25 protein-coding genes are annotated in these 26,849 nt (G+C 71.4%); 14 read left to right on the top strand and 11 right to left on the bottom strand.

Features of this window, described 5'->3' with window-relative positions; genetic code table 11:
* The first annotated feature begins 86 nt into the window (after positions 1-86).
* The 4 genes from BM085_RS13000 to lipA all read left to right on the top strand — a co-directional run bounded on the left by BM085_RS13000 (position 87) and on the right by lipA (position 3,747).
* On the top strand, positions 87-983 hold the full coding sequence (locus BM085_RS13000; protein ID WP_177245086.1) for a TIGR01777 family oxidoreductase: 897 nt from the start codon (positions 87-89) through the stop codon (positions 981-983).
* 38 nt (positions 984-1,021) lie between these two features.
* A complete protein-coding gene (locus BM085_RS12995; protein ID WP_093887255.1) occupies positions 1,022-1,759 on the top strand; it encodes a Type 1 glutamine amidotransferase-like domain-containing protein in 738 nt (245 codons plus the stop codon).
* A 28-nt stretch (positions 1,760-1,787) separates the two neighbouring features.
* Positions 1,788-2,465, top strand: coding sequence for a lipoyl(octanoyl) transferase LipB (gene lipB / locus BM085_RS12990; RefSeq protein WP_031167774.1), 678 nt, complete (start codon positions 1,788-1,790; stop codon positions 2,463-2,465).
* Between the two features lie 352 nt (positions 2,466-2,817).
* Entirely contained in the window at positions 2,818-3,747 is a 930-nt protein-coding gene (lipA, locus tag BM085_RS12985) for a lipoyl synthase (protein WP_093887254.1), read from the top strand.
* Positions 3,748-4,129: 382 nt separating this feature from the next.
* On the opposite strand, the gene BM085_RS12975 is transcribed toward lipA, so the two are convergent.
* Positions 4,130-4,447 carry a hypothetical protein gene (locus tag BM085_RS12975; RefSeq protein WP_093887253.1) on the bottom strand — a complete coding sequence of 106 codons (318 nt, stop codon included), beginning with the start codon at positions 4,445-4,447 and terminating at the stop codon, positions 4,130-4,132.
* Positions 4,448-4,449: 2 nt separating this feature from the next.
* A complete protein-coding gene (locus tag BM085_RS44365) occupies positions 4,450-4,611 on the bottom strand; it encodes a hypothetical protein (protein ID WP_177245085.1) in 162 nt (53 codons plus the stop codon).
* 205 nt (positions 4,612-4,816) lie between these two features.
* On the opposite strand from BM085_RS44365, the gene BM085_RS12970 reads away from it, so the two are divergent.
* The 3 genes from BM085_RS12970 (at position 4,817) to BM085_RS12960 (ending at position 8,980) form a co-directional block, all read left to right on the top strand.
* Positions 4,817-7,255 carry a beta-glucosidase H gene (locus tag BM085_RS12970; protein ID WP_093887252.1) on the top strand — a complete coding sequence of 813 codons (2,439 nt, stop codon included), beginning with the start codon at positions 4,817-4,819 and terminating at the stop codon, positions 7,253-7,255.
* Positions 7,256-7,502: 247 nt separating this feature from the next.
* Positions 7,503-8,183 (top strand): DUF4191 domain-containing protein, encoded by a 681-nt coding sequence (locus BM085_RS12965; RefSeq protein ID WP_093887251.1) that lies wholly within the window; start codon positions 7,503-7,505, stop codon positions 8,181-8,183.
* Positions 8,183-8,980 carry a class I SAM-dependent methyltransferase gene (locus BM085_RS12960; RefSeq protein ID WP_093887250.1) on the top strand — a complete coding sequence of 266 codons (798 nt, stop codon included), beginning with the start codon at positions 8,183-8,185 and terminating at the stop codon, positions 8,978-8,980. The genes BM085_RS12965 and BM085_RS12960 overlap by 1 nt, the downstream gene beginning before the upstream one ends.
* Before the next feature lie 105 nt (positions 8,981-9,085).
* Here the strand turns inward: BM085_RS12960 and BM085_RS12955 are convergent, their stop codons facing one another.
* Entirely contained in the window at positions 9,086-9,550 is a 465-nt protein-coding gene (locus BM085_RS12955; RefSeq protein ID WP_093887249.1) for an RDD family protein, read from the bottom strand.
* A gap of 293 nt (positions 9,551-9,843) precedes the next feature.
* Here BM085_RS12955 and glnA point away from each other — a divergent pair, with 293 nt between their 5' ends.
* A complete protein-coding gene (gene glnA / locus BM085_RS12950; RefSeq protein ID WP_012889343.1) occupies positions 9,844-11,268 on the top strand; it encodes a type I glutamate--ammonia ligase in 1,425 nt (474 codons plus the stop codon).
* A gap of 326 nt (positions 11,269-11,594) precedes the next feature.
* Here glnA and BM085_RS12945 read toward each other — a convergent pair whose 3' ends face one another.
* Both BM085_RS12945 and BM085_RS12940 read right to left on the bottom strand, forming a co-directional pair.
* Complete coding sequence (locus BM085_RS12945; protein WP_093887248.1) at positions 11,595-12,332, bottom strand: COG1361 family protein; 738 nt, start codon at positions 12,330-12,332, stop codon at positions 11,595-11,597.
* A gap of 120 nt (positions 12,333-12,452) precedes the next feature.
* Positions 12,453-12,989, bottom strand: coding sequence for a hypothetical protein (locus BM085_RS12940; protein WP_218158700.1), 537 nt, complete (start codon positions 12,987-12,989; stop codon positions 12,453-12,455).
* Positions 12,990-13,210: 221 nt separating this feature from the next.
* Between BM085_RS12940 and BM085_RS46800 the strand changes: the two genes are divergently transcribed.
* The 3 genes from BM085_RS46800 to BM085_RS12930 all read left to right on the top strand — a co-directional run bounded on the left by BM085_RS46800 (position 13,211) and on the right by BM085_RS12930 (position 14,970).
* The gene (locus tag BM085_RS46800; RefSeq protein WP_281249842.1) at positions 13,211-13,336 is read left to right on the top strand and encodes a hypothetical protein; all 126 of its coding nucleotides are present in this window, start codon (positions 13,211-13,213) and stop codon (positions 13,334-13,336) included.
* 181 nt (positions 13,337-13,517) lie between these two features.
* Positions 13,518-14,126 (top strand): C40 family peptidase, encoded by a 609-nt coding sequence (locus BM085_RS12935; protein ID WP_093887400.1) that lies wholly within the window; start codon positions 13,518-13,520, stop codon positions 14,124-14,126.
* Between the two features lie 7 nt (positions 14,127-14,133).
* Complete coding sequence (locus BM085_RS12930) at positions 14,134-14,970, top strand: LLM class flavin-dependent oxidoreductase (protein WP_093887247.1); 837 nt, start codon at positions 14,134-14,136, stop codon at positions 14,968-14,970.
* Between the two features lie 80 nt (positions 14,971-15,050).
* Here the strand turns inward: BM085_RS12930 and BM085_RS12925 are convergent, their stop codons facing one another.
* The 3 genes from BM085_RS12925 to BM085_RS12915 form a co-directional block, all read right to left on the bottom strand.
* The gene (locus BM085_RS12925) at positions 15,051-16,130 is read right to left on the bottom strand and encodes a hypothetical protein (protein ID WP_093887246.1); all 1,080 of its coding nucleotides are present in this window, start codon (positions 16,128-16,130) and stop codon (positions 15,051-15,053) included.
* 67 nt (positions 16,131-16,197) lie between these two features.
* Positions 16,198-19,167: a bifunctional [glutamine synthetase] adenylyltransferase/[glutamine synthetase]-adenylyl-L-tyrosine phosphorylase gene (locus tag BM085_RS12920; RefSeq protein ID WP_177245098.1), complete on the bottom strand. Its 2,970-nt coding sequence runs from the start codon at positions 19,165-19,167 to the stop codon at positions 16,198-16,200.
* A 267-nt stretch (positions 19,168-19,434) separates the two neighbouring features.
* A complete protein-coding gene (locus tag BM085_RS12915) occupies positions 19,435-20,136 on the bottom strand; it encodes a type 1 glutamine amidotransferase (protein WP_093887244.1) in 702 nt (233 codons plus the stop codon).
* A 230-nt stretch (positions 20,137-20,366) separates the two neighbouring features.
* Between BM085_RS12915 and BM085_RS12910 the strand changes: the two genes are divergently transcribed.
* The gene (locus tag BM085_RS12910; protein ID WP_093887243.1) at positions 20,367-21,230 is read left to right on the top strand and encodes an alpha/beta hydrolase; all 864 of its coding nucleotides are present in this window, start codon (positions 20,367-20,369) and stop codon (positions 21,228-21,230) included.
* Between the two features lie 100 nt (positions 21,231-21,330).
* Here the strand turns inward: BM085_RS12910 and BM085_RS12905 are convergent, their stop codons facing one another.
* The 3 genes from BM085_RS12905 to BM085_RS12895 all read right to left on the bottom strand — a co-directional run bounded on the left by BM085_RS12905 (position 21,331) and on the right by BM085_RS12895 (position 25,140).
* Positions 21,331-22,056 (bottom strand): hotdog fold domain-containing protein, encoded by a 726-nt coding sequence (locus BM085_RS12905; RefSeq protein WP_093887242.1) that lies wholly within the window; start codon positions 22,054-22,056, stop codon positions 21,331-21,333.
* 431 nt (positions 22,057-22,487) lie between these two features.
* The gene (locus tag BM085_RS12900; RefSeq protein WP_245789291.1) at positions 22,488-23,435 is read right to left on the bottom strand and encodes a trypsin-like serine peptidase; all 948 of its coding nucleotides are present in this window, start codon (positions 23,433-23,435) and stop codon (positions 22,488-22,490) included.
* 343 nt (positions 23,436-23,778) lie between these two features.
* Positions 23,779-25,140 (bottom strand): glutamine synthetase family protein, encoded by a 1,362-nt coding sequence (locus BM085_RS12895; RefSeq protein WP_086575665.1) that lies wholly within the window; start codon positions 25,138-25,140, stop codon positions 23,779-23,781.
* 226 nt (positions 25,141-25,366) lie between these two features.
* Between BM085_RS12895 and BM085_RS12890 the strand changes: the two genes are divergently transcribed.
* Together BM085_RS12890 and BM085_RS12885 are read left to right on the top strand one after the other, a co-directional pair.
* Positions 25,367-26,245 (top strand): terpene synthase family protein, encoded by an 879-nt coding sequence (locus BM085_RS12890; RefSeq protein ID WP_093887240.1) that lies wholly within the window; start codon positions 25,367-25,369, stop codon positions 26,243-26,245.
* Positions 26,246-26,279: 34 nt separating this feature from the next.
* Entirely contained in the window at positions 26,280-26,825 is a 546-nt protein-coding gene (locus BM085_RS12885) for an EF-hand domain-containing protein (protein ID WP_031167725.1), read from the top strand.
* Positions 26,826-26,849: the final 24 nt, after the last annotated feature.

Below are 26,849 nucleotides of genomic sequence, written 5' to 3'. Positions count from 1 at the left end.
GTTCCACGAGATCTTTCCCCCGTGGCGAATCCGGCGACCGCCGTGCTCCCGAAGTCCCCGGGGGAGGGTCGGATAGATTGGACGACATGGCGATCATCGTTACCGGGTCCTCGGGCCTGCTGGGATCGGCTCTGGTCAAGGCTCTGCGGGCCGACGGCGCCCGGGTGGTCCGGTTGGTACGGCGGGCGCCGCAAGGCGCGGACGAGTCGTTCTGGAACCCGGCCAAGGGGCTCGTCGACCCGGCGGCCCTGGAGGGCGCCGAGGCGGTGGTCCATCTCGCCGGAGCGGGGATCGGCGACCGGCGCTGGAGCGACGACTTCAAGCGCGAGGTGGTCCGCAGCCGGATCGAGGGGACCAGGACGCTGGTGAAGGCGCTGACGGAGCTGTCCGCCAGGCCGCCGGCGCTGCTGTCCGGCTCGGCGATCGGCTTCTACGGCGACACCGGTGACCGCGAGGTGGACGAGACGTCGCCACCGGGCTCGGGGTTCCTGGCGCAGGAGGTGGTGGTGCCCTGGGAGGCCGAGACGGCGCCCGCCGAGGAGGCGGGCATCCGGGTGGCCCGGCTCCGCACCGGCCTGGTGCTGAGCGGCGACGGCGGCATGCTGCCCAGGATCCTGCCGGTCTTCAGACTGGGCCTGGGGGCGCCCCTGGGGTCGGGAGAGCAGTACTGGTCGTGGATCTCGATCGACGACTGGGTGCGTGCCGTACAGCGCATCCTGAAGGACCCGGAGATCTCCGGGCCGGTGAACCTGACCGCGCCGGAGCCGGTCACCAACGCGGAGTTCACCAGGGTGCTCGGGGAAGCGGTGCACCGGCCCACGATGCCGCTCGCCGTACCCGGGTTCGTGCTGCGTACGGCCCTCGGGGGCTTCGCGGAGGAGGGGGTGCTGACGGGGCAGAGGGCGGTTCCGCGGCGCCTGCTCGAGGCCGGCCATGCGTTCCGGCATATGGGTCTCAACGAGGCACTCGCCGCCGTACTCTAGGGTCCCTGTTTCCACCGAAGCCATTGGAGAGATGACGTATGGGCAGGTCCGGGCAGTCTCACATCCTCGCCATCGGGGGCGGCTCCTTCCGTCACTCCAAACGCCACGGATTCATCGAGGCGAGCGCGCTGCTGCGGTACGCCCTTGACCTGACCGGCCAGGACCGGCCCAAGCTGGGCCTGCTGGCCACCGCCACGGGAGACGACTCCGACTGGCTGCTGAAGATGTACGGCGCGTTCCGCGACTGGGACGTCGAGATCAGCCATCTGACCGTGTTCCCGATGCCCAACGTCGAGGATCCGCGTGAGTGGATCCTGAGCCAGGACGTCATCTACGTCAGTGGCGGCAGCGTGGCCAACCTGGCGGCGCTGTGGCGGCTGCACGGCCTGGACGAGGCGTTCGAGGAGGCGTGGCGGGCGGGCGTGGTGCTGTCCGGGCAGAGCGCGGGGGCGCTGTGCTGGCACGTGGGCGGCAACACCGACTCCTTCGGGCCGACGCTGCGGACGTGGTCCGACGGCCTGGGGCTGCTGCCCTACTCGTGTGGTGTTCACTACAACTCCGAATCGCAGCGCCGCACGCTGCTGCACGAGTCGGTGGCCTCGGGCGAGCTGCCCGGCGGTTACGCCGCCGACGAGGGCGTCGCGCTCCACTACGTGGGCACCGAGTTCATCCAGGCCGTCACCGTGGATCCGGAGGGCTACGCCTACCGGATCGAGCACGACGGGACGGACGGGGTGAAGGAGTTCCGCATCGAGCCTCGCCTTCTCACGTCATGACCACGAGCGGGTCAACTACTCTTGAGACGTGAGTGACCTGGCGATAGTCCGTCTTGGCGTTGACTTCCCCTACGAGCAGGCATGGGATCTTCAGCGGCGGATCCATGCCCGCCGGGTGGCCGGCGAGATTCCCGACACCTGCCTGATGCTCGAACACGCGCCGGTCTACACGGCCGGCAAACGCACCGCCCCGAACGAACGGCCCTCCGACGGCACCCCGGTCATCGACGTGGACCGGGGCGGCCGGATCACCTGGCACGGTCCCGGCCAGCTCGTGGGCTATCCGATCGTCAAGCTCGGTGAGCCGCTGGATGTGATCTCCTACGTCCGGCTCCTGGAGGAGACGCTCATCCACGTCTGCGCCGACTTCGGCGTACAGGTCGGCCGGGTGGAGGGGCGCAGCGGCGTCTGGGTGGCCGGGGACCCCTCGCACGGCCTGCCCGACCGGAAGGTCGGCGCGATCGGCATCAGGGTCGCGGGGGGTGTCACCATGCACGGGTTCTCGCTCAACTGCTCCAACGACCCGAGCTGGTACAACCGGATCGTCCCGTGCGGGATCAGCGACGCCGGGGTCTCCTCGCTGTCGGCCGAGACCGGCCGCAGGATCGTGGTCGACGAGGTCATGCCGTACGCCGAGAAGCATCTGGCCGAGGCGCTCGGCGCGCGGGCCTTCGAGCTCCCCGAGGAGGAGCTCTTCCGGCGCTGAGCGCGCGGGCGGCCGGGATCTCGAAGGCGTCGACGGTCTCCGGGGGGACCTTCGCCGAGCCCCCGCGCGGGCGGGGGCCGTGGCGGGCCGTCCACCCCCGGCCGCGGACCGCTCCGCGACCGGGCCTCGGGCGAGGCATGGCGGTCCTGAAGCGCCGCCCGGCATGCGGGAAATGTGCCGTCTCCTCCGCGTGCGCGGATCCGGACGAACGCCACACATGTGCGGATCCGCACCGCCACCCCCCGCATGTGTGGTCATTCTCCGGCGGGACATAAGCTGGGGCGGTGAGCGAGCGTAGCGAGCGAGCGAATAGACACAGCACCTCGGTCCCGCGACCGACGAAGGAGGTCGCATGACCGTTGCTCCGGAAGGCCGAAAGCTCCTCCGTCTGGAGGTCCGCAACGCCGAGACCCCCATCGAGAAGAAGCCCGAGTGGATCAAGACCAAGTTCAGGACCGGTCCCAACCACACCGAGCTGCGGGCGCTGGTCAAACGCGAAGGTCTGCACACCGTCTGCCAGGAAGCCGGATGTCCCAACATCTCGGAGTGCTGGGAGGACCGTGAGGCCACCTTCCTCATCGGCGGCGACCAGTGCACCAGGCGATGCGACTTCTGCCAGATCGACACCGGCAAGCCCAAGGAGTACGACACCGACGAGCCGCGGCGGGTGGCCGAGTCGGTCCGGCAGATGGGCCTCAACTACGCGACCGTGACCGGGGTCGCCCGTGACGACCTGCCGGACGGCGGCGCCTGGCTGTACGCCGAGACCGCCAGGCAGATCCACGCGCTGCTGCCCGGCTGCGGCGTCGAGCTGCTGGTGCCCGACTTCAACGGGGACCAGAGCCAGCTCGAGGAGGTCTTCTCCGCCGCCCCCGAGGTGTTCGCGCACAACGTCGAGACCGTGCCGCGGATCTTCAAGCGCATCCGCCCGGGGTTCCGTTACGAGCGGTCCCTGGGAGTGATCACCAAGGCCCGCGAGGCCGGCCTGGTGACCAAGTCCAACCTGATCCTCGGCATGGGCGAGGATCGCGAGGAGATCGTCCAGGCCATGCGCGACCTCCACGAGGCCGGTTGTGACCTGCTGACGGTGACCCAGTATCTGCGTCCCACCCCGCGCCACCACCCGGTGGACCGCTGGGTCAAGCCCGAGGAGTTCGTGGAGCTCCAGAAGGAGGCCGAGGCCATCGGTTTCGCCGGAGTCCTGTCCGGCCCGCTGGTCCGTTCCTCCTACCGGGCGGGGCGTCTCTACAAGCAGGCCATCGAGGCGCGTCAGCACGCCTGATCTCCCCGTTCCGGCATCGGGCCCCGCGCCTCCCGCGCGGGGCCCTTCCGTTTTCCGCAAGGCGCGTCCCGCCTCGCAGTGCCCGTGCGCGCGTTCGGTGGCAGGCCGGTCGCCCCGCCCGCCCGGTCCGATGCGACCGTGGCCTCCCGGCGTAGCCGTACCGCCAGGAGCGAAGCCCACCCCCAGCCCACCAAGGCCACGAGGCGGAGCAGGAGGCTCAGGGGTTGTGAGTTCTCACCGCGCTCCGACAGCACGCCGGACAGCACGTAGATCGTCGGCAGTGCCGCCGCGCTCCAGCGCTCCAACGCCCCCTGACACCCAGCCCGTCCGGCTCACCGAACCGGCACCGCGCGCCCCGGCACGGCATGGCGTGGCCTACCGATCAGCGTGGGCGGCTGAGGGCGACCTCGGCCAGATCCGTCCATTGCTCGGCCGAGGAGCTGGGCACGACCACCCAGTCCTTCACCTCCCTGCCCTGCCCCGAGGGGTCGAACAGGGACGCCCCGGGCAGATTGAGCGCGGCCGCGTGCTCGGGGGTATCCCTGACCAGCCGGAACACCATCGCGCCGTCGCGCTGCAGGCTCGCGAACACCTTCCCCGCCTGATCTTTGAGCGCGGGACTCCCCATCATCCTGGAGATCCGTACACCCAGGTCGGCCAGCTCGGCGCCGACCTGCTTGAAATCCTCTTCCGCGCTCATCGTCAGTCGGCCCCAAACTCCATGGCGGTGCGGTCGAGCGGCTCGTCGCGGTCGGGGCTCTTCCCGCCTGACGCGATCGCCTCGGCCCCGCCTTCCGGCAGCACGGCGATCAGGCTAGTCGTCCTGACGGCACCGATCAACGCCGGATGCGGGGTGCCGGCCATGCCGGGTCCCCGCCGCCGCCCCTCGGCTACGCGTGATAGATCACTACCAGCGCCGGCCAGGGTGAATGTGAAGATCAGCGGTTAAAAGACAGGCTCGGAGACGCGCCTTGCGGAGCGGATCCCCCGGCCGGGACGGCGGCGGGTTTTATAACTTTATGGTCAACAAACCTACTGGGCACTCGGTTTCCTGGGTGAGACTGGCCCGATGGACATCGAGAGCCTGATCGGGCGACTTGACCTGAGCGCCAAGGTGCGCCTGCTGACCGGCGCGGACATGTGGTCGCTGCCCGCCCTCCCCGAGATCGGGCTCAGGCGGCTGGTGATGAGCGACGGCCCGATCGGCGTACGCGGGGAGCAGTGGTCCTGCGCCGATCCCTCGATCGCGCTGCCCAGTCCCACCGCGCTGGCCGCGACCTGGGACGTGGCGCTGGTCCGCCGGGTCGGGCGGCTGCTCGCCCGGGAGGCGCGCCGCAAGGGCGTGCACGTGCTGCTCGCCCCGACCCTCAACCTGCACCGCAGCCCGCTCGGCGGCCGTCACTTCGAGTGCTTCTCCGAGGACCCGTATCTGACCGGCGAGCTCGGCGCCGCCTACGTGGAGGGGGTCCAGGAGGGCGGGGTGGGCACCACTCCCAAGCACTTCGTGGCCAACGACTTCGAGACCGACCGGTTCACGGTGAACGTGAGGGTCGGCGAGAAGGCGCTCCGCGAGGTCTACCTGGCGCCGTTCGAGCGGGTCGTCCAGGCCGGCGCCTGGGGCATGATGGCCGCCTACAACTCGGTCAACGGGACCACGATGACCGAGCACCGGGCACTCCAGCGGGACCTGCTGAAGGACGAGTGGGGTTTCGACGGCTGCGTCGTCTCCGACTGGACCGCCGCCCGCTCGACGGCGGCGACGGCCGAGGGCGGGCTCGACGTCGCCATGCCGGGGCCGTCCGGTCCCTGGGGCGAGAAGCTGGAGGCGGCGGTCCGCGAGGGCCGGGTCGCCGAGGAGGTCGTCGACGACCAGGTCCGCCGCGTCCTCCGCCTCGCCCGGCGCGTCGGCGCCCTGGAGGACTCCTCCAGCCCCTCCAAGGACTCCTCCGGTCCCTCCTCCGGCCCGGCCGCACCTTCTCCCGCCACCGGTTCCGCCCCGGCCGCCGGCGACACGGAGATCGACGGTACGGCGCTCGCCCGCCAGGTGGCCGCCCGGTCGTTCACGTTGCTGCGCAACGAGGGCGGCCTGCTGCCTCTCGGCACTGTCCGGAGTGTGGCGCTGATCGGGTCGGCGGCCGGTGAGGCCCGGGTCATGGGCGGGGGCAGCGCCCAGGTGTTCCCCGCCCGGGTCGTCTCGCCTCTGGAGGGCCTGCGCGGGCGCGGAGACGTCGAGGTCCGCCACGCGCTCGGCACCGACCCCCGGGTACGGCTCGCGCCCCTGGCCACCCCCGCCCGCGCCCTCTTCCTGGACGCCACGGGCGAGATCCTGGCCGAGCACCCGCTGGCCGGCACAGAGGCCCGCTGGGTCGGGTCGCTCCCCCCGGACGTGGACCCCGGCCGCCTGGCCGCCGTCGAGATCCGCACCGTCCACACCCCCGGGGCGAGCGGCCCGCACGAGTTCTCGATCGCCGGCGTCGGCGCGTTCACCATGAGGATCGACGGGGACACCGTCTTCGACGGGACGATCACGGCTGAGGGCGGCGACCCGGCCGCGGCGTTCCTCTCCCCGCCGGAGCGCCGGATCACCGCCACGCTCGCCGCGGGCACTCCCGTCGAGCTGAGCGTCAGGCACCCCACGGGAGCGTTCGGCCGCATGGCCTTCGTGTCGTTCACCCTGGGCCACGCCGCCCCCTCCCCCGGCGACGACGCGCTCATCGCCGAGGCGGTGGACGTCGCCGCAGGCGCCGACGTGGCGGTCGTGGTCGCCTCGACCACCCCGGAAGTGGAGAGCGAGGGCTTCGACCGCACCGGCCTGGCCCTGCCCGGCCGCCAGGACGAGCTGATCGCCAGGGTCGCCGGGGCGAACCCACGCACGGTCGTGGTGGTGAACGCCGGATCACCGGTGGAGATGCCATGGCTGGAGCAGGTCGCCGCGGTCCTGCTGACCTGGTTCCCGGGCCAGGAGGCCGGCGACGCGCTGGCCGACGTGCTGTTCGGCGACGCCGAGCCCGGCGGCCGGCTGCCCACCACCTGGCCGGTCCACCAGTCCGACGTGCCCGTCCTGAACGTGACCCCGGCCGGCGGGGAGGTCGCCTATGACGAGGGCCTTTTCATCGGATACCGCGCCTGGGAGCGCGCCGGCCGCGCGCCGGCGTTCTGGTTCGGCCACGGGCTGGGCTACACGACCTGGTCCTACGACACGATCGCCGTCACCGGCACGACCGTGACGGTGGCCGTGACCAACACCGGCCGGCGCGCCGGACGTGAGGTCGTCCAGTTCTACCTCGCCGCGGTGGACCGGGACCCCGACCGGCCCGCCCGCCGGCTGGCCGCCTTCGACGTCGTCGACGCCGGCCCCGGCCAGACCGTGGTCACCACGGTCCACCTGCCCGAACGCGCCTTCCAGGTCTGGACGGAGGAGGGCTGGCGGACCGTCTCCGGCGACTACACCGTGGAGGCGGGCCGCAGCGTCGCCGACCGCCGTCTGGCGGCGACCGTGACGGTGTGAGGCTTCCGCAGCGAGTCTCACCCGGCGGCGGTCCCGGCCGCGCGAGAGATCCGCACCACGCCTCAACCGGCGGCGGTCCCGACTGCGCGAGAGATCCGCACCACGCCTCAACCGACGGCACCCCCGGCCGTGTCGCCCCGTCCGGCGGCGGCGGCGCCTCTCCGGGCCGCTCCGCCGGGCGCCGCCGACCGGCGCGCGGCAGGTCACGTTTTCATATCTTGACCCCTGGATTTGTATCCTTCAGAACATGGCCAAGAAGCCCGAAGACCCAGAGCGCCCGGGGCGCATCAAGCAGCTCCGTATGATCGCCCAGATCATCAAGGAGGCCAACCCCAAGGGGATGCCGATCGTCTACGCGTCGGCGCTTGGCACGCTCGTGCTGTGCATCGTGATCGGCCTGGTCACCGGCTGGTTCTGGTATCTGCTGTTCATCGGGATCATGCTGGCTCTCACGGTCGGGCTGGTCGTGTTCGGCCAGATCGCGCAGAGGTCGCAGTATTCGATGCTGCACGGCCAGGTCGGCGCCGCCGCCGCGATCCTGCAGGGGATGCGCGGCAACTGGGAGGTCACCCCGGCCGTCGCGGTCAACCGCGACCAGGACATCGTGCACCGCGTGGTCGGCTACCCCGGCATCGTCCTGGTCTCCGAGGGACCGGGCAGCCGCGTGCAGAAGATGCTGGTGGCCGAGAAGAAGCGCGTCCAGCGGGTCGCGCTCGACGTCCCGGTCTACGACATCCAGTCCGGCGACGGCGAGGGCCAGATCCCCCTCGCCAAGCTGCAGCGGCATCTGATGAAGCTGCCCCGCAACCTCAAGAAGCCCGCGGTCTACGAGATCAACAACCGCCTCAAGGCGCTTCCTCAGACGCTGCCGATGCCCAAGGGCCCGCTGCCGCGCGGGGCGAAGATGCCCCGGCCGAAGATGCGCTGATGGACCTCGCAGGAGTCGACCGGCGCCGGGTGGACGCGGCCGGCACCTCGCGGGCCAACCGCGGCTGGTGGGACGGCGCCGCGGACGAATACCAGGCCGAGCACGGGGAGTTCCTCCGCGACTCGGGCTTCGTCTGGTGCCCGGAGGGCCTGGACGAGGCCGACGCCCATCTGCTGGGCGAGGTCGCGGGCAAGGATGTCCTGGAGATCGGCTGCGGCGCGGGACAGTGCGGGCGGTGGCTGGCCGGCCAGGGGGCCCGGGTGGCGGCCTTCGACCTGTCCTTCCGCCAGCTCCAGCACTCCCGCCGGATCGACTTCGGCGGCGACTCGCCGCTCCCGGTGGTCCAGGCCGACGCCGAGGTCCTGCCCTTCGCCGACGAGTCGTTCGACCTGGCCTGCTCGGCCTTCGGCGCGCTGCCGTTCGTGGCCGACGCGGCGGCCGTTCTCACCGAGACGCGCCGGGTGCTGCGCCCCGGCGGCCGCCTGGTCTTCTCGGTCAGCCACCCGATCCGCTGGGCCTTCCCCGACGACCCGGGCCCCCGCGGGTTGACCGCCGACCGGTCCTACTTCGACCGCTCGCCGTACGTGGAGCTCGACGACGACGGGCGGCCCTCCTACGTCGAGCACCATCGCACGATGGCGGACTGGATCGGGCACGTCGTCGCGTCGGGCCTGGTGGTGGCGGGGCTGGTCGAGCCGGAGTGGCCCGGCGGCCACGACCGCGAGTGGGGCGGATGGAGCCCGCTGCGCGGCCGTCACCTGCCCGGCACCGCGATCTTCACCTGCGTCAGGCCGTAGGGACGGCCGAGGGCGGCGAGCTTGCGGGCTCCCCACCTTCCGGAGGCGCCGTCGGACCTTCCGGAGGCCGGACGGGCCCGGGAGCCCCTTACCGGCTCGCCTGGCTCACATACGCACGACCACGGTGTTCGCCGCCCGGTCGTGCAGACCGCGCTGGTCGCGGTCCCAGATGAGCGCCGGTACGGCCAGGCACAGCAGCAGGGTCCGCGCCAGCACCGCCACGAAGCCCGGACGTCCGCCGCCGAGCGCGGCGACCCGGATGCCGAACAGCCGCATGCCGAAGGTCATACCCATGAAGCCCACCAGCAGGATGTATTCCGCCGCGAGGACCGCGAGCGGGACCCAGCCCTGCTCGGCCGGGTTCACCCCCAGGATTCCCTGCGTGATCGCCCAGGTGCAGATCAGCCAGTCGACGACGAGGGCGCCGATCCTGCGGCCGAACCCCGCCACCGCGCCGCTGCCCTGCTGGGGCAGACCGAGCTGCTCTCCCGGATAGCCCAGGTCGACTCCGGCCGACCTGACGCCGCCAAGCCAGGTCTGGGTCCATCGGGGTTGCTGCCTGCTGCTCATGGCTAAACGGTATCCGCCCCGGGGGCCGCTCCCGCATCCGCCCGAGCCGGCTGCCCGGACACGGGGTCCGCGCAGGCCCGGAGGTGAGATCCGGACATCCCCGGGTATGGGCCCGCGCAGGCCCGGACGTGAAAGTAGGGCAAAGGACGGCCCTTCGCCCGCAGTCCCACCGGATCGCGGGGCTAGCGTGAAGGCGACTTTCCCTTAACACGAGTGAAACAAACGAGACACGGGGCGGTAACGGCACATGCCTATGTTCGGCACTGATAGCCCGTGCCCCTTGGGAGGTTCGCGTGTTCAACTCCGCCGACGACGTCCTGAAGTTCATCAAGGACGAAGGGGTGCAGTTCGTCGATGTCAGGTTCACCGACCTGCCGGGGACGACGCACCATTTCACGTTCCCAACGGAGAACTTCGGAGCGAGCGTCTTCACTGACGGCCTCATGTTCGACGGCTCGTCGATCCGGGGCTTCCAGGCCATCCACGAGTCGGACATGCTCCTGCTGCCCGACCCTTCCACGGCCGTGCTGGACCCCTTCCGGCAGCACAAGACGCTCAACATCAACTTCTTCGTGCACGACCCGCTGACGGGCGAGGCCTACAGCCGCGACCCGCGCAACGTCGCCCGCAAGGCCGAGGAGTACCTCAAGGGCACCGGCATCGCCGACACGGTCTTCTTCGGCCCCGAGGCCGAGTTCTACATCTTCGACGACGTGCGGTTCGAGACCAACGCGCATTCGAGCTATTACCACATCGACTCGATCGAGGGCGCCTGGAACAGCGGCAAGGCCCAGGAGGGCGGCAACCTGGGTTACAAGCCGCGCTTCAAGGGCGGCTACTTCCCGGTCCCGCCGATGGACCACTTCACCGACCTGCGCTCGGAGATGGTCCGCAAGCTCATCGAGGCCGGCATCGATGTGGAGATGCAGCACCACGAGGTGGGCACGGCCGGCCAGGCCGAGATCGACTTCCGGTTCAACACGCTGCTCAAGGCCGCCGACACCCTGATGCTGTACAAGTACATCGTCAAGAGCACGGCCCTGGCGCACGGCCACACGGTCACCTTCATGCCCAAGCCGATCTTCGGCGACAACGGCTCCGGCATGCACTGCCACCAGTCGCTCTGGAAGGACGGCGAGCCCCTCTTCTACGATGAGGTCGGCTACGCGGGCCTGTCCGACACCGCCCGCTACTACATCGGCGGCCTGCTCAAGCACGCCCCGTCGCTGCTGGCCTTCACCAACCCGACGGTGAACTCCTACCACCGCCTGGTCCCCGGCTACGAGGCCCCGGTCAACCTGGTCTACTCCCAGCGCAACCGCTCGGCGTGCATCCGCATCCCGATCACGGGCTCCAACCCGAAGGCCAAGCGCATCGAGTTCCGCGTGCCGGACCCGTCCTGCAACCCGTACTTCGCCTTCGCCGCCCAGCTCATGGCGGGCATCGACGGCATCCGCAACAAGATCGAGCCGGTCGAGCCGGTCGACAAGGACCTCTACGAGCTTCCCCCGGAGGAGGCCCGCAACATCCCGCAGGTCCCGGGCTCGCTGTCGGACGTGCTCGCCGCCCTTGAGGCCGACCACGAATACCTGCTGGAGGGCGGCGTGTTCACGCCGGACCTGATCGAGACCTGGATCGCCTACAAGCGCGAGAACGAGATCGACCCGATCCGCCTGCGCCCCCACCCGCACGAGTTCGAGCTCTACTACGACGTCTGAGCCGCCGAATCTCTGACCCGCGGGAACGCCGGCGGTTGACCCGCCGGGGCACACCAGAGGCACTCGGGCATCCCGCGAAAGGCCGTCGACCGTCCCTCCGCCGAGGGCACGGTCGGCGGCCTTTCGCCTCCCCGCCGCCCCGCCTCCCCGCTTCTCCAGCCTTCCCGACTTCCCTGCCTTCCCGGTTCCCCGGCTCCCGCGCCCCGGCGGCGTGAGCCGGACGGGCGGCCGACTCTCCCGGACCTCAGAGCTTGATGCGGGCCGCGATCGGCAGGTCGCCGCCGACGGCGGGAGCCGGCTTACCAGGCCGGCTGGCTCGCCGCGGCTCAGAGCGGTTGCCTGCCGTCGCCGTCCCCGTCGATCCCGCTCATGGCGCGGGCCGCGGCGGCCACCTGGGCCCGGTAGCGCCGGCGAGCGAACGCCACCAGGAGGATCAGGGCGCCGGCCACCAGGATCGCGGCTCCCACCCAGTGGAGCGGGAAGACCAGGACGGTCGCCGTCGCGGCCGTTGACGTCCCGCCGGGACCGGGCAGGGCCACGGTGGCGCTGCACAGGCACATCAGGGGCGGGTCGAAGGTGGCGGCGATCTCACGGGTGGAGCCCCGGCTCACGGTGAAGTCGGGGAAGGAGACGCTCTCCCCGTTCACCCGCAGGCGCAGGTGGTCGTCGCCGCGGAAGTCGCGGTGCACGGTTCCGGTGTCGCGCACCGTCGTGGTGAAGGTCAGGGGCCCGCCGAGCGCGAAGCTCGGGGCACGCAGGCCCATGACCTCCGCGGAGTCGTCGATGGGCCCGGGAACGGCGATGTAGACGGGAGCGCCGATCCCCCGGTTGATCCGGATGTTGCCCGCGCCGGTCCCGGCGGGCACCAGGAAGACCAGGGCGAGCTGGTGATCGCCCGGTTCCGGATCGGACGGCACGTTGATCCGGACGGACACCTGCCGGGTCCCGCCCGCCGCCAGGCGGAAACGGTCAGGGGTGACGGTGACCCAGTTGCTGGCGGAATAGGGGGCCTTGGGTCGGGCGCGGGACGGGCTGATCCCGCGCCGGCCGGACCCGCCGTCCACAGCAGGAACGCCCCGACGAGAACGGCGACGCTCCCGCGCCCCGGCCGTACGGTCACCTTCGACTCTCCACAGTGTCGCTCTCCGCGTAGGGGTCTTCTCCGCAGGTCGTCCGGGTGTCGCCTACAGGGTGGTGGCCACGTAGTTGATCGTTCCGGAGTAGGTGTCGGGACGTACGAACGGGATCGTGATCCGGTAGTCGTGACTGAAGTCATCGCCGTCCGCGGCCGAGGGCGCGGTCTTGCGGAACACCTCGACCGGGGTTCCCCGGGCCAGCGGGACGAACGGGCCGCCGGGGATCCGCTCCACCAGCAGCGAGCCGGTCGGGATGGTCTCGGGGTTGCCGGCGGTGCCGAGGAGTTCCCCGGCCGCCGGGAAGACCGTCACGGTGTAGCCGGCGAAGTTGTTCGTCGTCACGGTGAAGTCCACCGGGTCGGCGGTGTCGACGGTCTGTCCGGGACTGCCGGTGAGCGTGAACGAAGAGGTGAGGTTCGTCAGCGTGATCGCCCCGGTCACCACGACGTTGGCGACGGTGGCGTCCGAATCCGTGTCTCCCGGCGCGGCCTTGGCCGCCGAGCTCGTCTCCCCCATCGACAGGGCGACGCCGGCCACGAGCGTGCCCGCCGCCATCGCCACCCGCCCTACGCGTTTTCTTGACATCGCCAACGCCCCCATTCCATCCGGATAGATGACCGACTGGGTTGATTGCGTCACCGAAAGTAACACTGCGACGGCAGCTTAGGGCGGATTGGTCACGATGCGTAACAAAGGGCGTGTCGTGACTTCCCCGGCCTATCACTCACTCAAGTGAGCTATCAGTCCGTTGCAAGCAGTTCTGGATATTTATGAGGGGCAAGAGAATGCTCTGTCAGGAGAACACCGTGTTTCGCAGTATCACCGGCGTCACAGGAATCGTCCTCATCGTCCTTTCCACCGCCGTCGCCTGTGGCGCGGGCGACGAGCGGGCGTGCGCCGCCTCCGGCGGCACGGTGACCGCGGCGCCATAGCGGGCCACCGTCTCCAAGGGGCCGCAGGCTCCCCGGACGGTGCAGAAATCACCGAAGCCTGGAAAGAAATTCAAGATCGACGACTGTGACTGAGAAACGGCGGAGAAGGCGGACAGCGCGGAACAGCGGCACATTAGGCAGAATGATCCTGACTTACGGCGATAAATCGAGGTGAGTGGACGTGACCGGGATCTCCCGGGATGGACGGCGGCATCCGGGGGTCTCCAAACGTCGCCGGCTGGCCGCGGCGACCGTGCTCGCAGGAGCCCTCATGGTCCTCAGCGGCTCGATACCGCTCCTGCCCGTCACCTTGAACCGGGTGACGGCCATCGCGTACGCGATCGAGGCCGGGCAGGAGCAGCCGGGGTGGACGGGCGGCGAGATCCCGTACTCGTGGGGCGGCGGCCACGACGACGTCCCCGGCCCCTCCCTCGGCACCTGTCAGGGCTACAGCGGCGCGATCCTCCCCTGCCCCGCCACCAGGACCCGCGGCCTTGACTGCTCCGGGCTGGCCAGATGGGTCTACCGCCTGGCCTACGGCCGCGACGTCCTGGGACCGGGCAACACCGACGACCACATCAGGCGGCTCACCGAGATACCCGCCGCGAAGGCGCGGCCGGGCGACCTGGTCTTCTATGGCAAGATCGGCAAGCGTAAGGTGAAGACCCACCATGTGGGCATCTACGTCGGCCAGGGCAGAATGGTCAACGCGCTGAAGACCGGCACCGAGATACGGATCGACTCCCTCACCGCGGTCAAGGGCTTCGCCGGATACTTCCGCTACCTGTAGGAGAGACATGCGCCTGGGCGTGATGTTCGACCGCGACCTGCCCCCGGAGTCGCTCATCCCCTTCTGCCGTCACCTGGACGCGGCCGAGGTGGACGACGTGTGGGTGGTGGAGGACCTGGGCTGGACCGGGTCGATCTCGTCGGCGGCCACCGCGCTCGCCGTCACCGAGCGGCTCCGCGTGGGCATCGGGATCACTCCGGCGCCGCTGCGCAATCCGGCTCTGCTGGCCATGGAGCTCGGCAACCTGGCCCGCATGCACCCGCGCCGTCTCGCGGCCGGGATCGGCCACGGCGTCCAGGACTGGATGCGGCAGGTGGGCGCGCTCGCCCCCTCGCCGCTGGCCCTGCTGGAGGAGACCGTCGTGGCCGTGCGCGCCCTGCTGCGCGGCGAGACGGTCACCCTCCAGGGCCGGGCCGTACGGATCGACGGGGTGAGCCTGGTGCACCCGCCCGCGACCGCGCCGCCGGTTCTCGCCGGGGTCGTACGGCCCCGCTCGCTGGAGCTGTCCGGGCGGGTGGCCCAGGGCACGATCCTGCCCGAGGGGGTCGGCCCGGCCCGGATCGGGGAGGCACGCGAGGCGGTCGGGGGAGACGGTCACGAACTGGTGGTGTTCACCCATCTGTACGTCGGCGGCGACCCCGCGGTGGGTGCGCGCCTGGCGGCCGGTTCCGCGGAGTTCCTGCGCGTCGATCCGGACGAGGTCGTGATGGCGGTGGGCTCCCCCGAGGTCGCCGCCGACCAGGTCAGGTCGCTGTGGGAGGCGGGGGCCGACACGGTGGTGCTCCGCCCGTTCGGGCCGGACCCCCTCCCCCAGGTCGACCTGGTCCTGGCGGAGCTGCGCTAGAGGCCCCCGCCCGGAGCCGGGCGTGAGAAAGGCCTCCCTCGCCGGAGGGTTTCAGCGCCGGCGGGGAGGCCCCGGAAAGACTACGGGCGCCGGCCCCGGATGCCGGTCAGCCGGCGCAGGACGTCCCACCAGAAGGAGGCGCCGAACAGCAGCGCGACCACGCTGATCAGGTAACCGGGCCAGTGTCCCGGGGTGATCAGGCGCTCCCACCAGACGGCGCCGTTCCAGTTGAAGGACGGGTCCTCCGAACCGTCAGGGGGGATCGTCACGCTCACGACGGCATGGTCGAAGATCTTGACCAGGGCCGGGGAGCTGAAGGACTCGGTCACGCAGGCGTACGGCTCGGCGGCGCCCTCCACGGCGCACTTGTCCCGCAGCGCGCCCAGACCGTCCTGGCCGCCGCTCGCGATGGCCGCCACCCCGGCCCGGTAGGCGTTGTCCCGCAGCAGGGTCTTGCCGTACTCCAGCGCGTCCATGCTGAACAGCAACGTCAGCAGCAGGCCGAGCACGAACACCACCCACTTGACGTAGCGGCGGTACAGCGTGGACAGCCGCTGCATCTCCCCGTCGAACCAGGTCTCCACGCCCTTGCGGAACTTTCCCAGGTCCCGCTGCGCCCCCTCCCAGACGCCCCGCAGGTGCCCGGCCAGCGGGCTGCCGATGGCCTCCAGCTTGGCGAGCAGGCCCTCGACCCCGCCCTCCTCGGCGGAGACCAGCTCCATCACCGCACCGGAGAACCGCTCGGGCGGGATGTCGGAGATGCTGGTCCGCGCCCCCGTGGGACGGTCGATCTCCTGGAGCCGTCCGTACAGCCGCCCGGTCATGTCGACCGGCGGCGCGGGCGTCTCGGCGGCGAGCACCGCGGTGGGATCCACCGGGACCGGCTCGACCACCGGCGGCGCGGGCTCCGGCTCGTGCCTGGGCCGCGGGTCGTCCTTGGAGAAGGGCAGCTTGGCGAAGACGTCGGCCACCTTCGCCGGGATCCAGGACGCGCCCTCCCGCGGACCGCCGTCCATGGTGTCGCGGAGGTAGGCCCACAGGAACTTGCTGCGGATCCCGAACAGCCGGACGAATGCCTCGTTGATCCCGCTCACCATGAGCGACAGGAGCAGGAAGGCCAGCACCAGGCCGATGGCCAGGTCAATGTAAACGGATATCAAAATGGATCACCCGCACCGTTGATACACGCCCGCCACTCCCGGCGCAATGCGATCAGCGGAAAACGGGTCAGTCTTCGTAGAAGACGCGCTCCATGACCCGGCGGGCCCGGCGGGTGACGCGGCGGTAGTCGTCCACGAGATCCTCGCTGGCGTCCTGCGGGTAGCCCATGGCGCGGGAGATGAGCGCGCGCTCGCGCAGATCCACCGGGATGGAGTCGGCGGCGCGCCCCCGGACCAGGACGATGGCGTCGCGGACGCGCGAGGCGAACCGCCAGGCCTGGGTGAGCGAGGCCTCGTCGGCGGCTGTCAGCAGGCCCTCGGCGACCGCCGCGCGCAGCGTCTCCAGGGTCCGGGTGGTCCGCAGCGACGGCAGGCGCCCGGCGTGACGGAGCTGGATGAGCTGGGCCACCCACTCCACGTCGGACAGCCCGCCGGGGCCGAGCTTGGTGTGCAGGGCCGGGTCGGCCCCGCGGGGCAGCCGCTCGGCCTCCATCCGCGCCTTCAACTTCCTGATCTGCAGCACGGCCGCGTCGGGGATGCCGCCGGCCGGGTAGCGCAACGGGTCGGCCAGCTCCAGCAGGGCCGTGCCGATCCAGCGGTCCCCGGCGGAGAGGCGGGCGCGTAGCAGCGCCTGGGACTCCCACGGCGACGACCAGCGCCCGTAGTAGGCCGCGTAGGAGGCGAGCGTGCGGACCAGCGGCCCCTGGCGCCCCTCGGGGCGCAGGTCGGGGTCGATGAGCAGCGGCGGGTCGGGGGCGGGCAGGGCCAGCAGGCGGCGCAGCTCGTTGGCCACCGCGAAGGCCGCGTCGGTGGCCTCCCGCTCCGGCACCCCCTCAAGCGGCGCGTGCACGAACATCACGTCGGCGTCACTGCCGTAGGAGGACTCGAACCCGCCCAGGCGGCCCATCGCGATCACCGCGAACCTCGTGCCCAGCGGGGTGCGCCGCTCCATCTCGACCTTGCTGATCGCGGCGTCCAGCGCGGTCTGGATCGTCATGTCGTTGAGCGTGGACAGCGCCTGGCCGACCTGCTCGATGTCGATGTGCCCGGTGAGGTCGGCGACCGCCGTACGGAACAGCTCCCTGCGCCGCAGCCCCCGCACCGCGGCGACCGCGCTCTCGGCCTCCGTGGGATGGCGGCCGACCGTGGCCCGCGCCTCCGCCAGCAGCGCCTCGGCGGGCCGGGGGGCCAGCTCCGTGTCCGAGCCGAGCATCGCCACCGCGTCGGGGGCGTGCAGCAGCAGGCCCGTCACATAACGGCTGGTCCCCAGCAGCCGGGCCAGCCGCGAGGCCACCGCGGTCTCGTCGCGCAGCAGCCGCAGGTACCACGGGGTGGCGCCGAGCTTGTCGGAGACCTGGCGGAAGCCGAGCAGGCCGCCGTCGGGGTCGGGGGCGTCGGCGAACCAGCCCAGCATGACGGGCAGCAGGGTCCGCTGGATCGCCGCCCGCCGCGACACGCCGCTGGTCAGCGCGCTGATGTGGCGCAGCGCCCCGGCCGGATCGGTGTAGCCGAGCGCCTCCAGGCGGGCCTGCGCGGCGGCGGTGGAGAGCCGGGCCTCGGACTCGGGCAGGCGGGCCACGGCCTGCAGCAGCGGCCGGTAGAAGAGCTTCTCGTGCAGGCGCCTGGCCTCCATCGCGTGCCGCCTCCACCGGGTGGTGAACTCCCCCACCGGGTCGCTGGTCATGCCCAGGCTCCGGCCGAGCCGGCGCAGGTCGCCGGCGTCCTCGGGCACCACATGGGTCCGGCGGAGCCGGTGCAGCTGGATCAGGTGCTCGACCTGGCGCAGGAACGTGTATGCCTCGGCGAGGGCCTTGGCGTCCTCCCTGCCGACGTAGCCGCCCCGGGACAGGGCGGCCAGCGCGGACAGCGTGCCGCGGCGGCGCAGCAGCGGGTCCAGGCGGCCGTGGACGAGCTGGAGCAGCTGGACGGCGAACTCGATGTCGCGCAGGCCGCCCGGCCCGAGCTTGAGCTGCCGCTCGGCCTCGCCCGCGCGGACGTGCTCCTCGACCCGGCGGCGCATGGCCTGCACATCCTCGACGAACCTGTCGCGGGTGGCCGCCTGCCAGACCATCTCGTTCATCGCGGCGACGTACTGCTCGCCGAGCTCGGAGTCGCCCGCCACCGGCCGGGCCTTCAGCAACGCCTGGAACTCCCACGTCTTGGCCCAGCGCCGGTAGTAGGCCTGGTGACTGGCGAGGGTGCGGACCAGCGGGCCGGCCTTGCCCTCGGGGCGCAGCGCGGCGTCCACCTCCCACAGCGATCCCTCGGGAGTGCTGGCCGAGCAGGCGCGCATCATGCCCTGGGCCAGGCGGGTGGCGGACTGGAGTGCCTTGGTCTCGTCGACGCCCTCGCACGGCTCGGCCACGAAGACGACGTCGACGTCGCTGATGTAGTTGAGCTCGCGCGCCCCGCACTTGCCCATGCCGATGACGGCCAGCCGTACCGAGCCGGACTCGGCGTGCTCGGACCGCGCGACGGCGAGCCCCGCCTCCAGCGCGGCCCCGGCCAGGTCGGACAGCTCGGCGGTGGACTCCGTGAGCGAGGCCTCGCCGGTGACGTCCCGCGCGGCCAGCCGGAGCAGCCGCCCCCGGTAGGCGACCCGCAGCGCCACCAGGGTGGCGGTGCCGGCGTCCGCGGCGCGCGGCTCGGGGTCGTCGGGCTCCGCGCCGACCGCGAGCAGCAGCTCGGCGCGGAGCTCCTGCGCGGTCGGACGCCGTACGGCATGCGCGCCGCCGAGGAGGCTCCAATGCTCGGGATGCTTGGCCACATGGTCGCCCAGGGCGGAGCTGACCCCGAAGACGCCGAGCAGCCGCGCCCGCAGGCCGGCATCGGACCGGAGCGCTCCGAGGACGCTCGGATCCCGCTCGGCCAGCCGGTTCAGCGAGGTGAGCGCCAGGTCGGGATCCGCCGCGGCGACCAGGGAGCCCAGCAGGCCGAGATCGCCGACCGCCTCGGGCCCCAGCTCGTCGAGCAGCCGCTCGGCCCTGGCCCCGTCGGCGAATCCGAGCCGGGCCAGCCGCCCGGCGGTCGTCTGCATGCGGGGCACGGCGCTCACCGACCCTCCATCATCCTCAATCGCAAGCACTGGCGGCCTTCCCCATCCCTACCCCGACGGATCACAAGGCGCACGCCTGCCCGCGGTCGCGCACGCCTCCGGCTCCCCGCCGGAGGCACGGAGCGGGCGCCGCGCCTGGGCCCGCCCTCCCCGGTCCGGCTCACACCCCGGGCGCCCCGGAGCGTCGCCGCACACGCCAATCCTGAAAGTGTGCGACGTCGGTGGCGGATTCGCAACGTAATCATCCGGTCACGCGGATCGGACGACGGCGGCGAACCGTTCGGCGAGGAGGCGCCAGGTGCCGGCGAGACGTGCCTCGGCCTCCTTCACCTGCATGGCGAGCTCCTCGGCCGAGTGACCCAGGGCGGTCAGGTGGTCGGCCGAGTCGCCGGTCCAGCCGGCGAAGATCTCGGCGGTGGCCTCCGGGTGGAACTGCACCGCCCACGCCTTCTCCCCCAGCCGGTATGCCTGGTTGGGGTAGGGGTCGCCGGTGGCCAGCCGTACCGCGCCCTCGGGGAGCCGGGTCATCGCGTCGCCGTGGTACTGCACGGCCGGGGCGGGGCCGAGGCCGGCGAACAGCGCGTCGGCGCCGGCCTCCGGGAGCGGGACGATCTCCCGTGCGCCCACCTCCAGGCCGTGCTCGCCCCGTTCGACGGAGCCGCCGCAGGCCAGCGTCATGAGTTGAGCGCCCAGGCAGATCCCCAGGGTCGGCACGCCGCCCTCGACCGAGCTCCGGATCAGGTCACGGGTGGCGGGCAGCCAGGGGTAGCGCTCGTCCTCCCAGGCGGCGGCCTCGCCGCCGAGCACGATCAGCCCGTCATCGGCCCGCTCCGGCACGGTCTCCCCCAGGTAGGGCCGGACCACCTCGCACCCGACCCCGGCCCCGGCCAGCCACCCGGCGAAGAAGCCCAGGCCCGCGTCGGCTCCGTGCTCAACGACAGTAATCCTCATGGGGCAATTATGGGCTGAGGACCCATAGTGCCCCACGGTGCTTACCGGCCACGAGAGCGGGAGGACGGGCGTTGACCCCGGCGGAGGACACCCGCCACCATGAATGCGATGTCAGACGATCGACCGGCCGGCGGAACGGCCGTGCTCGTGGAGCGGCGCGGGACGGCGGCCGGCGAGACCCGGCCGCCGTCCGGCGGGTGATCCGTCCTGCAGATCCTGAGGAGAACTCCTTGAACCCTGTCTTCGGCGACGTCGAGGTCCCCGGCGGCCGGCTGCGCGTCGCCCGGTTCGGCACCGGGCCCCGCCTGATCGTGGCCGTGCACGGCATCACCGCCTCACTCATGGCCTGGAGCGGGGTCGCGCGGCGGCTGCCCGCCGAGTGGTCGCTGGTCGCGATGGACCTGCGGGGCCGCGGCCACAGCGCCGAGCTGCCCGGCCCGTACGGCCTGCCGCGGCACGCCGAGGACGTCGGCCTGGTCGCCCGGTCCCTGGGCGCGGAGTCCGGCATCGTGCTCACCGGCCACTCGATGGGCGCCTACGTCGCCGCCCTCGCCGCGGCCGGCCGCGACTACGCCAGGGTCGTGCTGGTCGACGGGGGGCTCCCGCTGCCCCTGCCGCCGGGCCTGGACCCCGACACGGTCCTGTCGGCCACGCTCGGCCCGGCCATCGCCCGGCTCGGCCAGACCTTTCCGAGCACCGACGCCTACGTCGACTTCTTCAAGGCCCACCCCGCCTTCGCGGGCAACTGGAACGACCGGGTGGAGGAGTACGTCCGCTACGACGCGGCCGGCCCCGAGGGCGCGGTGCGCTCGCGGGCTCGGGAGGAGGCGGTCCGCCAGGACGGCCGGTGGCTGCTCACCGAGAGCGAGGAGATCGGCGCCGCGCTGCACGCGGTGAAGTCGCCGCTTTCCCTGCTGCGGGCCCCGCGCGGACTGCTGGACCAGCCGGTCGGCATGATCCCCGACGAGCTGGCCGCCACCTGGACCGGGCGGCTGCCCGCCCTGGAGGACGAGCTCGTCGAGGACTGCAACCACTACACGATCCTGATGGAGGACCGCTGCGCCTCACTGGTCGCCGACCGTCTGGTCCGGTGACCGGCGGGGACGGCGGCACCTCCATCGCGGCCGTCCCCGGCGCAGGGTGCCCCGGCCGTTCTGGCCGGAGATCACCCGGCCGGGGCACGGGTCAGGCGGGTCAGGCGGGAGCGATCCAGACGGCCTTGGCGGCGGCCACCAGGGTGCCGTCCACCTCGTAGACGGCGCTCTCGCCGAAGAGCTTGCGGCCCTCGCGGCCGGTGGAGCGGGCCACCACGGAGTAGGTGCCGCCGGGGTAGACCCGGCGGTGGACCTGCGCGGTCAGGCGGCCGAGCAGGGCCGACTCGCCGGGCCCGAAGTGGGCCCAGCCGGTGACGCAGTCGAGAGCGGCCCAGATGATCGCGTCGGGGACGGTCCCGTCCTCGTCGGTGACGGTCATCGGCACCCGCCAGCCGGCGGCGACCAGGTCGGTGCCGGGCACCGAGCCGGGGAAGATCCGCAGGCCGTCACCCGGGTCGCGCATGCCGCAGGCGAAGCAGCCGGGGAAGGCGTGGCCGGTGAGCCCGGCGAAGCCGCTCTCGGCCAGGGCCGCCTTGTTGAAGGGCACGAACGCCGGGGCGTCGAGCCGCTCGGCGACCGGGATGGCCTCGACGAGGAGGGTGTCGCCACGGGTGAGGGTGGCGGTGTTGGCGAGGTGGCGGAGATCCAGCTCGGTCTCCAGCGGCGTGGGTGCGTGCAGCGTGACCTCGACAGCCGAGTCGTGCCGGGCGCCGTGCGACGCCTCGGTGACCGTGCCCGCGATCCATCCGCCGTTCGCGGTGCCCTCGGGCCCACGGAAACGCGCCGGAACGGACAACATGGTCTGCAGCTCGGCAGCCGTCGTCATACCGCACCTCCTATTGCCTTATATGGCTATTGATCGTCAAAAATCCCTCTAAACCGACCGACCGATTTTACCGGAGTCGTTGCACACACGGCGAACCAGGGGTCCGACGGTCTCCGGAGGGCCGGAGCCGGACGGCATGCCGTCCGGTCCGAGGTCGCGGTGGAGCGCCCGCCTCGCGGCCGGCGGCCGGCCCGTCATGCCGGCCGGCCGTACCGGCGGGGCGCCCCGGAGGGAGCGCCCGTGGGCACGGCGCCGAGCATATAGCCGGGAAACTCTGCGACGCCCTGGATTTGATCTGATATCTCGCCGACCCTCCCGGCGGGAGGGCCCTTACAGGACCGGCAGGTAGCGGCCGAGCTCGAACTCGGCGACCTGGCGGCGGTATTCGCGCCACTCGGCGCGCTTACGGATGCGGCGGTGTAGGGCGCCGTCTACGCGATGGAGCCGGTCCGCCTGATGGAGCCGGTCCAAAGGCTGGCGGCGGTGTTGTAGACCAATGCCGCCTCTCTGTCGAAGTAGGGGGAGACGCCGGTGTCATAGCGGTTGTCGCCGTCGGTGTCGGAGACGCTGATCGTGATGCCGGTGAGGTAGCCGGTGCGGCTTTCGCTGCTGTAGCCGTACAGCCAGGAGGAGCCGAGAGAGCCTTCACCGGTGAACGGGGAGTCGACACCGATGGGCTGATCGGCGGAGATGCCGGAGAGCGTCATGGTGAATGTCAGTCCGGTGGACGATTCAAGGGTCTGGCCTGTGTAGGGCCGGGTTCCGTCAGGGTGGGGGCCGGCCGGATAGCCGAAGACGTCGACCGAGGGGGTCGACGTCTGGTTCCAGGCGAAGCCCTGCCCGCCGACGGTTTCAGTCAGACGCCCGGTGTCGGTCAGCACGCCGGCGGAGGACGAGACGACGCCGTTGTACACGTTCACAAAGGCGAAGTCGCGGCCGTAGTCCGCGTACACGTCGAAGTCGTAATGGGTGAGGGCCTGCTTTCCGACGTACAGACCCCACGGGATCGTCCCCTCGGAGTAGCCGGGAACGAAGACCCACTTGTCGAGTGCGGCGCCGTCGCTCTGGGGGTCGTACACGCAGTGACCGGCCGTGGCGACAAGGTTGCGGTACTTCGACTGTATGGCGGTGCCCGTACACCAGTGCGCCTGACCGTCGGCGCCGACGAAGAACACCTTGCCCCAGGTCGTGGACGGTTGCCCTTCCTCTGAGAGCAGGGGCGGCAGCGGGTCGATCTGGCCGGGCACGCCGTCCGGGACGACGGGGGTGGACACCCGTTCCCCTTGGACCACGGTCTGCACGGCGTAGGGTGTGGCGTTCTTCAGATTGGCGGCTCCGTCGGCGAGCCAGAACGCCGCGACCTGCTGAGCGGTCGGCACGGTAAGGGCCAGAGGGACTTTCACCGCACTCGCGGCCTGGGCCGGTGCGGAGACGACAGTGGAGCCCAACAGACCCAATCCGATGCCTAACGCGATCAGTGTGCGCCTCATAGCAGATCTCCCTGTCCAGTCACGGGGCGTCTTTTACTGCCCCATCAGCATGGAAACCCGGCCTGATGATCATCAGGGCCAGCCAGGAGGAAGATCATAATGCTCGCGAGATGTCCCGTAAAGAAACGATTGAGATCGTACGTCCGGTGCGAGGGAGTCGGCTGGACCCACCGGCGCGCGGGCCACGGCGAACCGGGCCCGCGCGCCGGGAGAATATGCCGCCGACCTGGGCTTACAGCACCGGAAGATACCGGCCGAGCTCGAACTCCGTCACCTGGCGGCGATACTCGTTCCACTCACTCCGCTTGTTGCGCAGGAAGTAGTCGAAGACGTGCTCGCCGAGGGTCTCGGCGACCAGCTCGCTGCGCTCCATGACCGCGATGGCCTCGTCCAGCGACTGGGGCAGCGGCTGGATGCCCAGCGCGCGGCGCTCGGCCGAGGTCAGCGCCCAGACGTCGTCCTCGGCGCCGGGGGGCATCTCGTAGCCCTCCTCGATGCCCTTCAGGCCCGCGGCCAGGATCAGCGCGAAGGCCAGGTAGGGGTTGCAGGCCGAGTCGAGCGAGCGGAACTCGATACGGGTGGAGCCGCTCTTGTGCGGCTTGTACATCGGCACCCGGACCAGGGCCGAGCGGTTGTTGTGGCCCCAGGAGATGTAGCTCGGGGCCTCGCCGCCGGCTCCGGCGATCGCCTCGGCGCCGCCCCACAGGCGCTTGTAGGAGTTCACCCACTGGTTGCAGACCGCGGTGATCTCGGCGGCGTGCGCGAGCAGGCCGCCGATGAAGGAGCGGCCGACCTTGGAGAGCTGGTAGTCGGCGCCGGGCTCGTAGAAGGCGTTGCGGTCGCCCTCGAACAGCGACATGTGGGTGTGCATGCCGGAGCCGGGATATTCGGTGAAGGGCTTGGGCATGAAGCTCGCCCAGATGCCCTGCTCCAGCGCGACCTCCTTCATGACCAGCCGGAAGGTCATGATGTTGTCGGCGGTGGTGAGCGCGTCGGCGTAGCGCAGGTCGATCTCCTGCTGGCCCGGACCGCCCTCGTGGTGGCTGTATTCGACCGAGATGCCCATCGACTCCAGCATCATGATCGCGTTGCGTCGGAAGTCGTGGCCGGAGCTGTGCGGGGTGTGGTCGAAGTAGCCGCCGTCGTCGATGGGCTCGGGGCGCGCGCCGCGCTCGGGCCGGTTCTTCAGCAGGAAGAACTCGACCTCGGGGTGGGTGTAGAAGCTGAAGCCCATCTCGGAGGCCTTGGCCAGGGTGCGCTTGAGCACCCAGCGCGGGTCGGCGTGCGAGGGCGAGCCGTCCGGCATGAGGATGTCGCAGAACATCCTGGCCGCGCCCGGCGTCTCGCTGCGCCAGGGCAGGATCTGGAAGGTCGACGGGTCCGGTTTGGCGAGCATGTCCGACTCGTAGACCCGGGCGAAGCCCTCGATCGCCGAGCCGTCGAAGCCGATGCCCTCGGCGAAAGCCCCTTCGAGCTCGGCCGGGGCGATCGCCACCGACTTGAGGAACCCGAGCACATCGGTGAACCACAGCCGGATGAACCGGATGTCGCGCTCCTCAAGGGTGCGGAGAACGAACTCCTGCTGGCGGTCCAAAGCCTTCTCCTTCATCGCAGACGCCGACGTGGTGCGGCACGTCTGGCCTTCTACCAGTCTGCCCGCTCCGTGTTTCGCACACGTTACGAGGAAGAGCGGTGAGATGCCGCATCGGACCCGTCACGCCCGCGCGTGACCTGCTCCGTCGTGCCTCCGCGTGCCTCGCCCCGTCCCCTCCTACAGTGTGCGCCGGGAGCCGCTGAAGTTCTATTCGGGGGAAGAGACGATGCGCACCGGAGTTCACAGACCGACGGGCGGGGCCGCGCTGCCGGCCCCGCTCACCGAACGGCTGGCGGCGATGGCCGCCCCGTGCCCCATGCATCCGTCGATGTACCAGATCGAGGCCGCGGTCATCGAGTGGACCCGCAGGGTCGGCCTGGAGGCCGACCCCGGCGCCGGCGCGCACCTGCTGGCCGGGCGGGCCTTCGCCCGGTACGGCATGGGCACGGCAACGCTGTTCGCGCGCTGGCTGATCTGGACCTCCCGCTTCCGCGAGAAGCCCTCGGCGTTCGCCGGGGTGCTCGCGGTGGCCGGGGGCGGCGAGCCGGGCCCGCCGCTGGAACGGGCCTTCGCCGACCTGTGGCGGGTCTGCGCGCCCGGGATGGGCGACGGGTGGCGCGAGCGGTTCCTGGCCGGGCTGGCCGCTCAGCACGCGGCGCTGCTCGACACCGTGGCGCCGTCCGCCGAGGACTACCCGGCGCTGGGCCGGGCCCGCTTCGGCCGGTGCCTGTCCGACCTGGTGGAGCCCTGCACGGGGGTGGAGGTGCCCGCGCCGGTCCGGGAGAGCGCGCAGTGGCGGGCGGTCGTCGAGGCGAGCGCCGACGTGGCCGTCTGGTGCGACGACCTGGCCTCCGGGCGCGGTTACGTGGCGGCGGCCCCGGTCCCGCGCGGCGAGGCGGCCGAACAGTGGGTGATCGACCGTGTCGTGGCCCGGATGGAGGAGCTGTGGACCGCCGCCCGCGCGATTCCCGTGGTCGTGGAACGGCACGGCCTCGACTTCGCCGCCTCCCGTGAGGTGATCCAGGTGGCGTGCGCTTTCTTGACCATTCCCAGGGCTTACCTGGAATGGCTGTTGGAATCACCCCGCTATCGTCACTTACGGTAACCGTCTGAGTTCTTGACGTAACACGGGGGTCAAGATGAGCACTGAGCTTCTCAAGCACAAATTAGACCGCGCCTTCGCGCACATGGACGTGAACGGCGACGGGAAGATCGAGCGCGACGACCTGCTCGGCCTCGGGGCCCGGATCCTGGTCGGCTTCGGCGAGTCGCCGACCTCGCCCACCGGCAGCAGGCTCGTCCACGGCTTCGAGTCGATCTGGCAGACCCTGTCGGCCGAGATCGACGCCGACGGCGACGGCGCGATCTCTCCGGAGGAGTTCCGCGCCGGCATGACCTCGGCGTTCGTCCAGGGCGACCGGTTCGAGGCGGTGTTCGGGCCGGCCGCCGAGGCGATCGCGGAACTGTGCGACGCCGACGGCGACGGGGCCGTCGGACCGGCCGAGTTCCGGGTCATGCTGACCGCGTTCGGCACGCCGCACGACGACGTGGACGTCGCCTTCGAGCGGCTCGACCGCGACCACGACGGGAGCCTCTCGGTGGGCGAGCTGGTCGAGGCGGCCCGGCAGTACTACACGAGCGCCGACCCGAACGCGGCCGGCAACTGGCTGTTCGGTCCGCTGTAGTGACGCTGACCCGTACACCGACCC

Source organism: Streptosporangium canum, from assembly GCF_900113865.1.
GTDB lineage: Bacteria > Actinomycetota > Actinomycetes > Streptosporangiales > Streptosporangiaceae > Streptosporangium > Streptosporangium canum.
This window is presented reverse-complemented; position numbering and strand designations above follow the sequence as displayed.